Origin of the sequence: Streptomyces sp. VTCC 41912, assembly GCF_045799175.1 — a bacterium.
GTDB lineage: Bacteria > Actinomycetota > Actinomycetes > Streptomycetales > Streptomycetaceae > Streptomyces > Streptomyces albulus_C.
Genome location: NZ_JBJMAB010000002.1, coordinates 136,304 through 150,233, shown reverse-complemented (window position 1 = coordinate 150,233; position 13,930 = coordinate 136,304). Strand labels below are relative to the sequence as shown.

Genomic DNA, 13,930 nt, shown 5'->3' with positions numbered 1-13,930 from the left:
TCCCGGCGGCGCCCACGCGCCGCAGGGACCGCCCGGCGAACGCCACGAACCCCCGCGGACCCGAGGTCCGCGGGGGTTCGTTCGTGCGTGGTGCGGGGTCGACGACGCCCGCCGCGCCCGGCCCTACTCGGCGAGCACGGCCTCGGCGTCGAGGACGGCGCCGACGGCCTGCAGGACGGACGCGATCTTCACGGCCTCCTGGATCGTCTCGCGCTCGACACCGGCCTTGCGCAGGACCTGCTCGTGCGAGTCCAGGCACATGCCGCAGCCGTTGATGGCGGAGACGGCGAGCGACCACAGCTCGAAGTCGACCTTGTCGACGCCCGGGTTGCCGATGACGTTCATCCGCAGACCGGCGCGCAGGTTGCCGTACTCCGGGTCGGAGAGCAGGTGGCGCGTCCGGTAGAAGACGTTGTTCATCCCCATGATGGCGGCGGCCGACTTGGCGGCGGTGTACGCCTCGGCGGAGAGGTTGGCCTTCGCCTCCGGCTCCAGCTCGCGCAGCACCTTGGGCGAGCGCGAGGCGATCGCGCAGGCCAGCACGGTGCCCCACAGCTGCTGCTGCGTGAGCAGTGCCGTGCTTTCGGCGTTGCCGATCACCGAACCGAGGTTCAGCTTCAGGTCCTTGGCGTAGTCCGGAACCGCGGACTTCAGGTCATCGAGAGCCATGGGTGTCACTCACCAGCCAGCAGGGCGACCGGGTCCAGGGTGTTCTCGCCCTTGCTCCAGTTGCAGGGGCACAGCTCGTCGGTCTGCAGGGCGTCCAGGACCCGCAGGACCTCCTTGGGGTTACGGCCGACGGAGCCGGCGGTCACCATGGTGAACTGGATCTCGTTGTTCTGGTCGACGATGAAGACGGCGCGCTGCGCGAAGCCGTCCTCGCCCTCGATGCCCAGGTCGCGCATGAGCTCGTGCTTGGAGTCCGCGAGCATCGGGAAGGGCAGGTCGGTCAGGTCCGGGTGGTCCTTGCGCCAGGCGTGGTGCACGAACTCGGAGTCGCCGGAGAAGCCGAGGATCTGGGCGTCGCGGTCGGCGAACTCCTCGTTCAGCTTGCCGAACGCGGCGATCTCGGTCGGGCACACGAAGGTGAAGTCCTTGGGCCAGGCGAAGACGATCTTCCACTTACCTTCGTAGGTCTTGTGGTTGATCTGCTGGAACTCCTCGCCCTTCTCCAGCGAGACGCAGGCGGTCAGGTCGAACTCGGGGAACTTGTCACCGACAGTGAGCACGCGCTCTCCTTGTTGCAAGAAAGTCCCTTATGGGGGTCTTTCGGGTCTTTCCTTGAGGCTTGGACGGTTCACACAGTGCCACAGGAGGTATTGATCAGGGAAATAGCTAGACTTGTGGATGTTGATCGGAGGTGGTTATCAGTGGCATTCCCCACGAGCCCCGGCGGACGGACCCGCCAACCCAGCCTGGCCCAGCTGCGGGCGTTCGCCGCAGTCGCCGAGCACCTGCACTTCCGCGAGGCGGCGGCCGAGATCGGCATGAGCCAGCCCGCGCTCTCCGGCGCCGTCTCCGCCCTGGAGGAGGCCCTCGGCGTGCAACTCCTGGAGCGTACGACGCGCAAGGTGCTGCTCTCGCCGGCGGGGGAGCGGGTGGCGGCCCGCGCCCGGGCGGTCCTGGACGCGGTCGGCGCGCTGATGGAGGAGGCGGAGGCGGCCCGCGCGCCCTTCACCGGCGTACTGCGCCTCGGCGTCATCCCGACCGTCGCCCCGTACCTGCTGCCCGCCGTGCTCCGCCTCGTCCACGACACCTACCCGGACCTCGACCTCCAGGTGCACGAGGAGCAGACCACCTCGCTGCTGGACGGCCTGGCACACGGCCGGCTGGACCTGCTGCTGCTCGCGGTGCCGCTCGGCGCCCCGCAGGTCACCGAAATCCCGCTGTTCGACGAGGACTTCGTGCTGGTCGCCCCCAAGGAGCACTGGCTCGGCGGCCGCGGCGACATCCCCCGCGCGGCGCTGAAGGAACTCGACCTGCTGCTCCTGGACGAGGGCCACTGCCTGCGGGACCAGGCCCTGGACATCTGCCGCGAGGCGGGCCGGGACGAGAACACCCCGGTCACGACGAGCGCGGCCGGTCTGTCCACGCTGGTCCAACTGGTCGCCGGCGGCCTCGGCGTCACGCTCCTGCCGCGCACCGCACTGCGCGTCGAGACGGCCCGCAACGACCTGCTGACCACGGGCTACTTCGCCGATCCGGCGCCCTCCCGGCGGATCGCCCTGGCGATGCGCGCGGGCTCGGCCCGCCAACCCGAGTTCGAGGAGTTCGCGGCGGCGCTTCGCAGGACGCTGCGGGGGCTGCCGGTGCGGATCGTGCGGGGGTGAGGGGAGTTAGGGGCGGGCGGCTTCGAGGATCGCGCCGACGTCGAGGGTGACCTCGGCGCCGATCGAGTCGGGCAGCGTGACGTGCTGCCCTGCGGCGTGGAGTTCGTGGTGGTTGTACTCGTTGGCGAACGGATCCGTCAGGACGTGGATGCGCTCCGCGCGGCGGTCGACGATGACGTAGACAGGGACCTTGGCGACGGCGTAGGCGGCGACCTTCGTCCGGAGGTCGGTGGCGTAGTTGGCGGACGTCACCTCCACCACCAAGCGGAAGATCGCGGGGTCGTAGCAGTTGGCCTCGATGAGGTGGTCGCGGTAGTCGGCATCCACCACGGCGAGATCTGGAACGGCATAGTCCTCGGGGCCGTCGGGGAGCCAGAGGCCGATGGCCTGGGCCACTCGTGTCTGCCCTTGGTGCGCCGGCGCGAACGCGAAGGTGAGGTTGGTCAGCGACTCGGCGTGCGAGCCGTCGGCGGGCGGTGTCACGGTGAGGTTTCCCCCGAGAATCTCGACGCGGTGCCCGGGCAGCAAGTGAGTGAGCTTCTCGGCTTCCTCGAGCAGACTCGGCAGCTTGCCCACATGAGGTCGTTCGACTGCTGCTGCAGACATGTGGTGCCTCCTGATGGCTGGTGTCGAGGTCATCATCGTAGGCAGAGGCGCCCGCACGCGTCGCGTACGACAAGCGTTCGCTCGTTCGGTGACGCCTACTCCGTCCGAAGCCCCTCCGGGCGCATCATGCGCCACAGCGGCGGCAGGCTCAGCGCGGTGACGAAGAGGATCACGCCGCCGCCGATGCCGATCATGCCGGCGACCACCGGCCAGTCGACCGTCACGTCGCTGTCGATGACCGAGAGCAGCAGCGAGCCCAGGGACAGGCCGCAGGCCAGCGCCAGGCCCAGACCGAGCGCGACCGGCAGGGCCGTCTGCCACAGCACGGACCAGCCGAGGGTGGCGCGGCGGATGCCGTACGCGTCGAGGGTGGACAGCAGGCGGCGGCGTTCGTGGAGCTGCTCGATGGTGGAGATGATCAGGCCGATGCCGATCAGCAGCAGGGTGATCGCCGCGCCGAGGAAGACCGCCTTGCGGACGCCGTCGTACTGCCGGTCGTGCGGGTTGTCGAGGGACGCGCCCCCGTGCATCGTCGGGTCGATCCGGGTCGCGGTGTTGCGGATGTGCTCGACGGCGTCGGGGACGTCGCGGTCGAAGCGGACGAGGACCTCCATGGTGGGGTTGGTGAGCCGGGCCGCGTCGAGGACCGAGGGGGTCAGGAGCAGGTCGTAGTAGAGGCGGTGGCCGTCTTCGAGCGGGGCGAGGCGGGCGGCGCGGGCGGACGGCGGGACCGTCCAGGGCCGTGGGGTCGGGTGGAGGTTGTCGTAGGCGTCCGGCGGGTTGAGGTCGATGGTGGCGCCGGGGCTGACGCCTCGGTCCGTGCCGGAGGCCCGGCGGGCGTCGGTGACGAAGGAGTCGCCGTCCCGGCAGGACGGCAGCCGGGCCACCTTGCGCAGTTCGGCGCAGGTGCCGACGCCGATGATGCTGGGGAAGTCGCGGCTGGGGTCGTGGTCCGGGGCGGGCATCCGGCCGGCGTTGGCGTCGAGGAGGCCGCGGACGGAGGTGACCCCGGGGGTGGCGCGCAGCGCGTCCAGCGTCCGTGTGGTCTGCTGCCAGCTCGTGGTGTCGCCCCAGAGGGTGATCAGCGGCACCCGCCCGGACTTGGCGTACGCGGCGGCGAACCCGGCCTGCGAGGCGGTCATCAGCATGTGGATGGCGATGGCGCCGGCCAACGCGACGGTGATGCCGCTGACCGCACGGGTCGCCGAGCCGCTGCTCAACTGGAGCCGGCGGATCGCCAACTGCCAGGGCACCGGGCCGCCGCGCAGCCGGCCGACGACCCGTTCGACCAGCCAGGGCAGCAGCGTCGTGACGCCGAACAGCAGCAGCGTCGAACCGGCCGCGAGCCGGGTGGTGGCGAGCGGATCGTCGATCGGGCCCGGCCACACCGCCATCGGCACCAGCAGGCCCGCGCCGACGAGCGGCAGCGCGACGCGCCACCACAGCCGGCGGCGGATCGGCGGGCGGTTGCGGACGATGCCGAGCGGTTCGACGGTGATGCCGCGTTGGGCGACCAGGGTGACCAGCACCGCCGCGGTCGGGACGAGCACCGTGATCAGGAGCGCGGCGAGCGGGGCGGGGGCCACGTCCGCGGCGAAGACGTTGATGTCCCACAGCGTGATGAACGGGGCCAGCTGGCGGCCGAGCAGGAACAGCGCGGCGCCGCCCACCAGCCCGAGGAGCGATCCGAACAGTGCCTCGCCGGAGGCGATCCGCCGGGTGGTGCGGACGTCCGCGCCGACCAGTCGGAGGGCGGCCAGGCGCCGTTCCCGGCGTTCGTTGCCGAAGCGCACGGAGGTGCCGATGAAGACCATCACCGGCGTCATCAGCGCCACGCACGTCATGATCACCAGGACCAGACCGGGCGTGGACAGCGGCTGCGCCTCCCAGTTCTTGCCGAAGTGGTCGATGCGGTAGCTGTTGCGCTCGCCGAGGGCGTCGTCGTGCGCGAGGTAGGTGAGCTCCCGGGGGCCCGCCAGGCCGCGGTCGCCGATCACGCCGACGATCCGGTAGGCGCTCAGCCGCTCGCGCAGCAGCGCGCTGTCGGGCTCGGCCAGCAGGTCCTTCAGGGCCGGCGAGACCACCATCTCGCCCGGGCCGGGGAGGTGCGCGACGCCGGGCGGCACCGGCGGGTGCGTGCCGTCCGGGTCGACCAGCCGGCCGCGGATGCCGGTGCCGTGGAAGGTGGTGTCCACCGTGGAGTAGAGGAGGGTGCGGTCGCTGCGCGGCGGCGGGTGTGCCTGGCCGAGGTTCTCGCGGGCCTTCTCCCGGCCGTGCCAGGCGTTCATCAGGGTCGGTGCGGAGGCGCACAGCAGCAGGATCGCCACGCCGAGGGCGACCCCGGCGGCCGTCAGTGCGGTGCGGATCCAGCCCTCCCGTCCACCGCTGGCGGCGAACCGCATGCCCATGGCGAGGTCGCGGGCCCAGGTGAGCGGGCCCGTCCGTCGGGGTACGGAGGGCAGCGCGGGTGCGGCGGTGTCCCGCTCGCCCTCGGGCTGCGAGCGGAGCAGGGTCATATCCGGCCCGCCATGTCCTTCACCCGGCCGTCGCGCACGACGATCTCCCGGTCGGAGTAGGCGGCGACCCGGGCCTCGTGGGTGACCAGGACCACCGCGGCGTTGGTGTCGCGGGCGGCGTTGGTCAGCAGCGTCAGCACCCGTTCGCCGTTGAGGGAGTCCAGGGCGCCGGTGGGTTCGTCGGCGAAGATCACCCGGGGCGTGGTGGCCAGCGCGCGGGCGACCGCGACCCGCTGGCCCTGGCCGCCGGAGATCTCACCGGGGCGCTGCTTGCCGACGCCCTCGACCTCCAGCTGCGCCAGCCAGTCGTGGGCCCGGCGTTCGGCTTCCTTGCGCTTGGTGCCGTTCAGTCGCAGCGGCAGGGCGACGTTCTCCAGGCAGGTCAACTCCGGTACCAGCTGGCCGAATTGGAAGACGAAGCCGAAGTCGGTACGGCGCAGCGCGCTGCGCTGGGCGTCGCTGAGGTCGGTGAGGGCGTGCGGGCCGTAGCGGACCGTGCCGGAGTCGGGGCGGACGATGCCGGCGAGGCAGTGCAGCAGCGTGGACTTGCCGGACCCGGACGGGCCCAGCACGGCGACCACCTCGCCGGGGTGGATGGAGAAGTCCGCGCCGTCCAGGGCGGGCGTCGGCCCGTACGCCTTGCACAGGGCCTCCGCGGCGAGCAGGGATCCCTCGGGGGTCATCCGCCGACCGCCTCCGCGAGTTTGTCCAGGCGGGCCGCGGTCAGCTCCAGCCAGCGCAGGTCGGCTTCCAGGTGGAACAGGGCGTGGTCGCAGATCAACTGGTCGGCGAGGTCGCCGGTGCGCTTGCGCTCGGTCAGGCCGCGCATCAGCCGCAGGTGCTCGGCGCGCTGGGTGTCGAGGAGTTCGGCGGCGTCCCGGTCGGTCAGCAGGGCCAGCACGACCTTGGTGTAGAGCGTGGACTGGAGGTACGGCTCGGGCTTCTCCGGCCGGGCCAGCCACTGGGCGACGTCGGTGATCCCGGCGTCGGTGATGGCGTACCGCTTACGCTCCGGGCCCGCCCCGGCCTCCACGCCGTCGACCTCGACCAGGCCGTTCTTCAACAGCCGGGACATCGTGGAGTAGACCTGCCCGTAATGCAGCGGGCGGTCCTGTCCGAAGTGTTCGTCGAAGGCCCGCTTGAGGTCGTAGCCATGGCGGGGGCCGGACTCCAGGAGGCCCAGCAGCGTATGACCGATTGACATGCGGACCACCTTACTCGGGGGTGTATTGCTGGTGTATACGCGTGTTGTATAGGTGTGCGGAACCGGTGGCGGAACGTACGGGTCGATGACGGTGCGGGGCGGTGGCCGCGGGCTCTGGCCGGCCACCGCCCCGCACCGTACGCGCTCACTCTGTGCGCAGGCCGTCCGGGCGCATCATCCGCCACAGCGGCGGCAGGCTGAGCAGCGTCACCACCAGGACCAGGCCGCTCCCGGCGGCGACCAGCGGCCAGATCACCGACCAGTCGACGGTGCTCTTCCCGGCCATCCGCAGCAGGGCCAGGCCCAGTCCGGCGCCCCCGGCCACCGACAGCACCAGCCCCAGGGCCACCGGCACGGCGGTCTGCCACAGCACCGACCAGGCCAGCGTGGCCCGCCGGGTGCCGAAGGCGACCAGGACCGAGAGCAGCCGGCGGCGCTCGCGCAGCTGCTCCACCATCGTCACCAGCATGCTGGCGGCGATCAGGGCCAGGGTGGCGGTGGAGGCGACCAGCAGCCCGGTCCGCACGCTGGTGTACTGGGCGTCCCGCTCCATGTTCTGCAGCGCGTGCACCGAGGTGAGCGGGTCGATCCGGGCCGCGGTGTTCCGGGCGTGCTCGACGGCGTCGGGGAACTGCGGGTCGATCTTGATCATGGCGCGGGCCTGGGGTTCGTCCAACAGCGCGGTGTCCAGCGCGCCCGGAGTGGCGAAGAGGCCGAACGACGGCATGCCCATGGGGTCGGGACGCGACTCGATGGTGCGGGCGTCCTTCGGGACGGTCCACAGCCGCGGGCGGGGCGGCTGCCCGGTGCGGTCGGGCCAGGCGAAGTCCACCGCGGCGCCGGGCCGTGCGGTCTGGCGGATGTAGGAGTCGTCGACCTGGCCGGTGTGGTCCCGGACGATGAAGACGTCGCCGTCCTTGCAGGGACCGGTGCGCGCCAGCTCGCTCAGCGAGGCGCAGTCGCCGACGGTCACCGACGTGGACGGGATGAACGGCTCGCCCTTGCGGAGCGGGCCGGGCCGGCTCGCGGTGGTGTCGATGGCCGCGATGACGCCCCGGACGCCCGGGGTCCGCTGGTACTCGCGGGTCATCTTCCGGATGGTCGCGACGTCGTGGGTCGGCAGCGACACCTCCAGCTGCGCCCGCTTCGAGTCCTGCCCGGTGATCTTCATGAAGTCGCCCTGGATCGCGGAGAACAGCAGCTGGAGCGCGATCGCCCCGGCCACCGCGACGGTGATCCCGCTGACCGCGCGGGCCGCGGCGCCCCCGCTGAGCTGGAGCCGCCGCACGGCCAGCTGCCAGGGCACCGGGCCGCCGCGGAAGAGCCCCACCACCGCGTCCACGATCCACGGCAGCAGCAGCGTCACGCCGAGCAGGAACAGCGTCGCGCCGCCCGCGATGAGGAACGGGTTGACGACGCTCCGCGCGCCGCTGGTCCCGCCGTTGGCCAACAGCAGCGCCAGGCCGCCCAGGGGGAACGGCAGCCGCCACCACAGGCGCCGGCGGCGGCCCGCGCCGCTGCGGACGACGCCCAGCGGTTCGATGGCGACCCGGCGTAGCGCCAGGAGCGTGACCGCGACGGCGGCGAGCGGCACGACGAGCACGATGAGCGCCGCCAGCAACGGGTTCGGGGTCAGGTCGGACGGGAAGGCGTTGGTGTCCCAGATGGTGATCCCGCCGACGAACTGCCGGCCGACCAGGAACAGCGCGGCGCCCACCAGTACCCCGCACACCGCCCCGAACAGGGCCTCGCCGGCCGCCGTCCGCCGGGCCATCCGGGCGTCGGCACCGATCAGCCGCAGTGCGGCCAGCCGGCGGTCCCGGCGTTCGCCGCCGAACCGGACGGCGGTCGCGATGAAGATCGCCACCGGCATCAGCAGCACCACACACCCCACGATGACCAGCATCAGCAGCTGCGGGTCCAGCGGTTCGCTCTTCCGCTCGGCGCCGAACCCGGCGACCCGGACCCCGCCGTTGTCCGTGCTCAACGTGGCGCTGCCCAGGTAGTACTTCAGCTCGGCGGGCCCGGCCAGGCCGGCCGCCCCGATCGTGCCGGCGTCCCGGAACGGCAGCCGCTGGCGCAGCAGGGCGTTGCCCGGCTCGGCGAGGAACTCCCGCAGCGCGGGGGAGAGCACCATCTCGCCCGGCTTCGGCAGCGCGGCCACCCCGGGCGGGGCGGGCGCCGCGGGGCCGTCCGGCCGCAGCATCCGCCCGGTGAGGGGCCGGTCCCGGAACTGGGTCCGCAGGTCGGCCACGACCAGCGTCGACGCGCTCGGCGCCAGCGGCCCGTCGGCCTCCGTCGGCGTCGCGGCCAGTCGGCGCTCCGTGCGGTGAGCCTGGATCGCCGGGATCGTCGACGCGGCGAGCAGCAGCGTCACGCCGAGGCCCACGCCCAGCGCGGTGAGCAGGGTGCGGATCCACCCCTCGCGCCCGCCGCCGACGGCGAACCGGACCCCCATGCCGAGGTCCCGGGCCCAGCCGCGCAGGCCGCCCCCGGAGGTCGTCGTAGCGGTGCTCATGCCGCGCCCACCGCCTCGCGGGCGATGCCGTCCCGCACCACGACCTCGCGGTCCGCGTACGCGGCGACCCGGGCCTCGTGGGTGACCAGCACCACCGCAGCGCGGGTGTCCCGGGCGGCTTCGGTCAGCAGGCCCATCACGCGCTCGCCGTTGAGGGAGTCCAGGGCGCCGGTGGGTTCGTCGGCGAAGATCACCCGGGGCGTGGTGGCCAGCGCGCGGGCGACCGCGACCCGCTGGCCCTGGCCGCCGGAGATCTCACCGGGGCGCTGCTTGCCGACGCCCTCGACCTCCAGCTGCGCCAGCCAGTCGTGGGCCCGGCGTTCGGCTTCCTTGCGCTTGGTGCCGTTCAGTCGCAGCGGCAGGGCGACGTTCTCCAGGCAGGTCAACTCCGGTACCAGCTGGCCGAATTGGAAGACGAAGCCGAAGTCGCTGCGGCGCAGTGCGCTGCACCGCGCGTCGCTGAGGTCGGTGAGGGCGTGCGGGCCGTAGCGGACCGTGCCGGAGTCGGGGCGGATGATCCCGGCGAGGCAGTGCAGCAGCGTGGACTTGCCGGACCCGGAGGGGCCCATGACGGCGACCACTTCGCCGGGGTGGATGGCGAAGTCCGCGCCGTCGAGCGCGGGCGTCGGCCCGTACGCCTTGTGCAGCGCACGGGCTTCGAGGAGGGAGCCGGCCGGGTTCATGTGGGGGCCTTCGGGAGTGCGAACAGGGCATGGCGAGGGGTGCGCGCGGTAGACGCAGCGCCGTCCCAGAGACATGGAACGCACTCTACATGAGGTGTATACGCGAGATGTATAGACGGTGTTTCTACTGGTGCGTCGCGCCCTTCACCGCCCGCCCGCCGCGCCGTCGGTCCCGTCCGCCGGATGTCCCTGCGGGCCCGCCGCCGTGTCGGGGTCGGCCTGCGGTGCCGGCTCGCGCCGTTTGGGCGGCCGGCCCCGCCGCGCCGGTCCGCCCGCGCCGCGCGGCAGCCGCCCCGCCTCGGCCAGCGCCGTGCGGAGCAGGAACTCGATCTGTGCGTTGGTGCTGCGCAGTTCGTCGTTGGCCCAGCGGCTCAGGGCGTCGTGCAGGAGCGGGTCCAGCCGCAGCAGCACCTGCTTGCGCTGCTGCGGCCGGCGGCCCGCGGGCCGTTCGGGGTCCGTGCCGGCCCCTTGGGGAGCGTCGGCACTCACTGGTAGAGCGAGCCCGTGTTCAGGACCGGCTGGGCGGCCCGGTCGCCGCACAGCACCACCATCAGGTTGCTGACCATGGCCGCCTTGCGCTCCTCGTCCAGTTCGACGATGCCCTGCTCGTTGATGCGCTCCAGGGCCGACTCGACCATGCCCACCGCGCCCTCGACGATCTGCTGGCGGGCCGCGACGACCGCGCCGGCCTGCTGCCGCTGGAGCATCGCGGAGGCGATCTCCGGGGCGTAGGCGAGGTGGCTGAAGCGGGTCTCGATGATCTGCACGCCGGCGGCCTGCACCCGGGCGGTCAGCTCCACGGCGAGCTTCTCGGTGATCTCCTCGGCGTTGCCGCGCAGCGAGAGGCCGTCCTCGTCGTGGGCGTCGTAGGGGTACTCGATGGCGATGTGCCGGACGGCCGCCTCGGTCTGGGTGGCGACGAACTCCAGGAAGTCGTCGACCTCGAAGAGCGCCTGGGCGGTGTCCTCGACCTTCCAGACGACGATCGAGGCGAGTTCGATCGGGTTGCCGTAGGCGTCGTTGACCTTCAGGACCGAGGTCTCGTGGTTGCGGACCCGGGTGGAGATCTTGCGGGCCGAGGTGAGCGGGTTGACCCAGCGCAGGCCGTCGGTGCGGATGGTGCCGACGTACCGCCCGAAGAGCTGGATCACCCGGGCCTCGCCCGGCGCGACCATCTTCACGCCGGTCATGCAGAAGAACGAGCCCAGCAGCAACAGGATCCCGACGATCACCAGGGGGGCGGCGGCCGCGCCGTTCCCCCGGTCGCCCAGGACGCCGCCGGTGATGATCGCGACGACGCCGAGGACGACGCCCAGGACGGTCAGCAGCAGGGCCAGCCCGCCCGGGATGCTGTGCGCGGCCCGCTCGCGGACCTGCGGCGCCGGCATCTCCGGGGTGTCCGCGGAGGCGGCGGGTGTCGTGTCGGTCATGGGGTCCCCGTTTCGTGGAGGGCGCGCGCCGAAGGGCGTGATGTGCGCCGCAGCGCGCGCTTTCGCTGGTCTAGCAAAGTGATATCACTTTAACGTGCTGGCCTGCTCCGGTCCAGAGCGATACGGTCCGGCGGCAGGGGGGTTGCCCTCGCTCCCCGTGCTCTTTGTCACGTCGGGAAAAGCCTTGATCGATGAGTATTTGTTGTCAGATGCGGTGTTAGCTTCAACAGCTGAGTTATGCCGGGGGCGGAACGACTGGAGTTGCACGAGCGATGGGCCGAGCTGATGCGAGGCGAGCGCGGCAGGGCAGCGCCCGCCGGGCCGGGAAGAACACCAAGAAGTCCGGCATAGGCCGCTTCTTCACCTGGAAGAAGGTCCTCGGGACCGTCCTCGGCGCGTGCCTGCTGGGGATCGTCGGATTCATCGGGCTCTACCTCTACGTGGACGTCCCGGCCGGCAACAAGCAGGCCAAGCTGCAGAGCAACGTCTTCAAGTACGCGGACGGCTCGGTCATGGCCCGGGTCGGCCAGGTCAACCGCGAGACGGTCCCGCTCAGCCGGATACCCAAGGCCGTCCAGCACACCTTCGTCGCCGCCGAGAACAAGACGTTCTACAACGACTCCGGCGTCGACCTGAAGGGCACCCTCCGCGGCGTCGTCAACACCCTGAGCGGCAAGGGCAAGCAGGGCGGCTCGACGATCACCCAGCAGTACGTCAAGAACTACTACCTGAGCCAGGAGCAGACGGTCTCCCGCAAGCTCCAGGAGATCGTCATCTCCCTCAAGGTGGACCAGAAGTTCTCCAAGGACGAGATCCTCGCCGGCTACATCAACACCAGCTTCTACGGCCGCGGCGCCTACGGCATCCAGGCCGCCGCCCAGGCCTACTACGGCGTGGACTCCGACAAGCTCACCGTCGCCCAGGGCGCCTACCTCGCCTCGCTGCTCCAGGCGCCCAACCAGTACGACTGGGCCATCGCCAGCGACGCCGGCAAGAAGCTGGTCCAGGAACGTTGGGCGTACACGCTCAACAACATGGTCGAGATGAAGTGGATCACGCCCCAGGAGCGCGCCCAGCAGAAGTTCCCGGTGCCCAAGCCGCCCAAGCCGCTGCCCGGCCTGACCGGCCAGGCCAGCTACATCATCGACGCCGCCAAGAAGGAGCTCTTCGCGCACGGCGTCGACGAGAACGAATTCGAGGCCGGCGGCTGGACCGTCACCCTCGGCATCGAGAAGAACCGGCAGAAGGCGCTGGAGGAGTCGGTCAAGCGCAAGCTCACCGACGACCTGGAGCCCGGCCAGCGCCCGGTCGACCGCGACGTCCAGCTCGGCGCCACCTCGGTGGACCCGAAGACCGGCTACGTCGTGGCGCTGTACGGCGGCGCCGGCTACCCGAAGCACTACACCAACAACGCCACCCGCTCCGACTACCAGCCGGCCTCCACCTTCAAGCCGCTGATCCTGGCGTCGGCCATGGAGAACCACGCGGTCACCAAGGGCGGCATCCCGATCAACCCGAACGCGATCTACGACGGCCGCAACCGCCGTCCGGTCGTCGGCGGCACCACGCCCTTCGCCCCGCCGAACGAGGACGAGCGCAGCTACGGGAAGATCAGCGCCCAGGTCGCGATGAACAACTCCGTGAACTCGGTGTTCGCGCAGATGGGCGCCGACGTCGGCCTGGACCAGGTCAAGAAGACCGCGGTCAGCCTGGGCATGGACGGCGCCAAGATGGACGTCCAGCCGGCCATGACCCTGGGCACCATGGGCGCCAGCCCGCTCCAGATGGCCGGGGCGTACGCCACCTTCGACAACCACGGCCAGAAGGTCACCCCGTCGCTGGTGAAGAAGGCCGTGCACACCCAGGACGGCACCGACAAGGAAGTCGACCTCAAGAACCCGATCGGCGAGCAGGTGCTGTCCCGGACCACCGCCGACACCGTCACCTCCGTCCTGACCGGCGTGGTCAACGACGGCACCGCCTCGGAAGCGGTGAAGAACACCGACTACAAGGCGGCGGGCAAGACCGGCACCTCCGACGACAACAAGTCGGCCTGGTTCGTGGGCTACACCCCCAACCTCGTCACCGCGGTCGGCATGTTCGGCGAGTCGCCCAACGGCGGCACCCAGGTCACCCTGAAGGGCGCCGGCGGCGGTGGCCGCGTCAACGGCGGCGGCTACCCGGCGCGGGTCTGGGCCGACTACACCCAGGCCGCGCTCGGCGACGGCACCGGCGGCGACTTCGACCTGGAGACCGACATGGGCGCCGCGGCACCGCCGCCGCCCAGCCCGACGGCGACCCCGACCGTGCCGGCCACCCCGACGCCGACCCCTTCGCACTCCGCGACGACCTCGCCGACGCCGACCACGTCCCCGTCGGACACCACCTCCGGCCGTCCGTCCGGCAGGCCCACGCCGACCGGTGGCGGCTCCACCCCGCCCGACGGCGGCACCGGTGGCAACCCCGGCGGCAACACCGGCACCGGCGGAAACACCGGTACCGGCGGCACCGGCGACGGCGGCACCGGTGGCAACCCCGGCGGCAACACCGGCAACGGCAGCAACGGCCTACCGAACTTCGGCTGACGCACCGGCCCCCGCAAGCGCTGCGGCCCGCACCCCTCGGGGTGCGGGCCGCAGCGCT

12 protein-coding genes are annotated in these 13,930 nt (G+C 71.8%); 2 read left to right on the top strand and 10 right to left on the bottom strand.

The genetic code is table 11. The features are described 5' to 3' along the window. Positions 1–123 precede the first annotated feature (123 nt). Positions 124–669, bottom strand: coding sequence for an alkyl hydroperoxide reductase (locus ACJ6WD_RS03975; protein WP_016570302.1), 546 nt, complete (start codon positions 667–669; stop codon positions 124–126). A gap of 5 nt (positions 670–674) precedes the next feature. Then, a complete protein-coding gene (locus ACJ6WD_RS03970) occupies positions 675–1,229 on the bottom strand; it encodes a peroxiredoxin (RefSeq protein WP_233656958.1) in 555 nt (184 codons plus the stop codon). 141 nt (positions 1,230–1,370) lie between these two features. On the opposite strand from ACJ6WD_RS03970, the gene ACJ6WD_RS03965 reads away from it, so the two are divergent. Further along, complete coding sequence (locus tag ACJ6WD_RS03965; RefSeq protein ID WP_233656957.1) at positions 1,371–2,330, top strand: LysR substrate-binding domain-containing protein; 960 nt, start codon at positions 1,371–1,373, stop codon at positions 2,328–2,330. Between the two features lie 6 nt (positions 2,331–2,336). Here ACJ6WD_RS03965 and ACJ6WD_RS03960 read toward each other — a convergent pair whose 3' ends face one another. From ACJ6WD_RS03960 to ACJ6WD_RS03925, 8 genes are all read right to left on the bottom strand, one after another. Continuing rightward, positions 2,337–2,936 (bottom strand): Uma2 family endonuclease, encoded by a 600-nt coding sequence (locus ACJ6WD_RS03960; RefSeq protein WP_233656956.1) that lies wholly within the window; start codon positions 2,934–2,936, stop codon positions 2,337–2,339. A gap of 95 nt (positions 2,937–3,031) precedes the next feature. Further along, positions 3,032–5,452: an FtsX-like permease family protein gene (locus ACJ6WD_RS03955; protein WP_407615140.1), complete on the bottom strand. Its 2,421-nt coding sequence runs from the start codon at positions 5,450–5,452 to the stop codon at positions 3,032–3,034. Beyond that, positions 5,449–6,135 (bottom strand): ABC transporter ATP-binding protein, encoded by a 687-nt coding sequence (locus tag ACJ6WD_RS03950; RefSeq protein WP_016570297.1) that lies wholly within the window; start codon positions 6,133–6,135, stop codon positions 5,449–5,451. Before ACJ6WD_RS03950 ends, ACJ6WD_RS03955 begins: the two co-directional genes overlap by 4 nt. Then, positions 6,132–6,656 carry a PadR family transcriptional regulator gene (locus ACJ6WD_RS03945; RefSeq protein WP_016570296.1) on the bottom strand — a complete coding sequence of 175 codons (525 nt, stop codon included), beginning with the start codon at positions 6,654–6,656 and terminating at the stop codon, positions 6,132–6,134. The genes ACJ6WD_RS03950 and ACJ6WD_RS03945 overlap by 4 nt, the downstream gene beginning before the upstream one ends. A gap of 145 nt (positions 6,657–6,801) precedes the next feature. Then, positions 6,802–9,174, bottom strand: a complete 2,373-nt coding sequence (locus ACJ6WD_RS03940; protein ID WP_407615139.1) for an FtsX-like permease family protein — start codon at positions 9,172–9,174, stop codon at positions 6,802–6,804. Next, positions 9,171–9,857, bottom strand: a complete 687-nt coding sequence (locus tag ACJ6WD_RS03935) for an ABC transporter ATP-binding protein (protein ID WP_407615138.1) — start codon at positions 9,855–9,857, stop codon at positions 9,171–9,173. Before ACJ6WD_RS03935 ends, ACJ6WD_RS03940 begins: the two co-directional genes overlap by 4 nt. Before the next feature lie 144 nt (positions 9,858–10,001). Then, positions 10,002–10,346, bottom strand: a complete 345-nt coding sequence (locus ACJ6WD_RS03930; RefSeq protein WP_331248647.1) for a hypothetical protein — start codon at positions 10,344–10,346, stop codon at positions 10,002–10,004. Then, entirely contained in the window at positions 10,343–11,287 is a 945-nt protein-coding gene (locus ACJ6WD_RS03925; RefSeq protein WP_233656951.1) for an SPFH domain-containing protein, read from the bottom strand. The genes ACJ6WD_RS03930 and ACJ6WD_RS03925 overlap by 4 nt, the downstream gene beginning before the upstream one ends. Before the next feature lie 272 nt (positions 11,288–11,559). On the opposite strand from ACJ6WD_RS03925, the gene ACJ6WD_RS03920 reads away from it, so the two are divergent. Continuing rightward, complete coding sequence (locus ACJ6WD_RS03920) at positions 11,560–13,872, top strand: transglycosylase domain-containing protein (protein WP_233656950.1); 2,313 nt, start codon at positions 11,560–11,562, stop codon at positions 13,870–13,872. The last annotated feature ends 58 nt before the right edge of the window (positions 13,873–13,930 follow it).

What these genes read in the sequence shown, in the direction of transcription:
- ACJ6WD_RS03975 (WP_016570302.1), bottom strand. Translation starts at nt 669, where the DNA reads ATGGCTCTCGATGACCTGAAGTCCGCGGTTCCGGACTACGCCAAGGAC.
- ACJ6WD_RS03960 (WP_233656956.1), bottom strand. Translation starts at nt 2,936, where the DNA reads ATGTCTGCAGCAGCAGTCGAACGACCTCATGTGGGCAAGCTGCCGAGT.
- ACJ6WD_RS03955 (WP_407615140.1), bottom strand. Translation starts at nt 5,452, where the DNA reads ATGACCCTGCTCCGCTCGCAGCCCGAGGGCGAGCGGGACACCGCCGCA.
- ACJ6WD_RS03950 (WP_016570297.1), bottom strand. Translation starts at nt 6,135, where the DNA reads ATGACCCCCGAGGGATCCCTGCTCGCCGCGGAGGCCCTGTGCAAGGCG.
- ACJ6WD_RS03945 (WP_016570296.1), bottom strand. Translation starts at nt 6,656, where the DNA reads ATGTCAATCGGTCATACGCTGCTGGGCCTCCTGGAGTCCGGCCCCCGC.
- ACJ6WD_RS03940 (WP_407615139.1), bottom strand. Translation starts at nt 9,174, where the DNA reads ATGAGCACCGCTACGACGACCTCCGGGGGCGGCCTGCGCGGCTGGGCC.
- ACJ6WD_RS03935 (WP_407615138.1), bottom strand. Translation starts at nt 9,857, where the DNA reads ATGAACCCGGCCGGCTCCCTCCTCGAAGCCCGTGCGCTGCACAAGGCG.
- ACJ6WD_RS03925 (WP_233656951.1), bottom strand. Translation starts at nt 11,287, where the DNA reads ATGACCGACACGACACCCGCCGCCTCCGCGGACACCCCGGAGATGCCG.
- ACJ6WD_RS03920 (WP_233656950.1), top strand. Translation starts at nt 11,560, where the DNA reads ATGGGCCGAGCTGATGCGAGGCGAGCGCGGCAGGGCAGCGCCCGCCGG.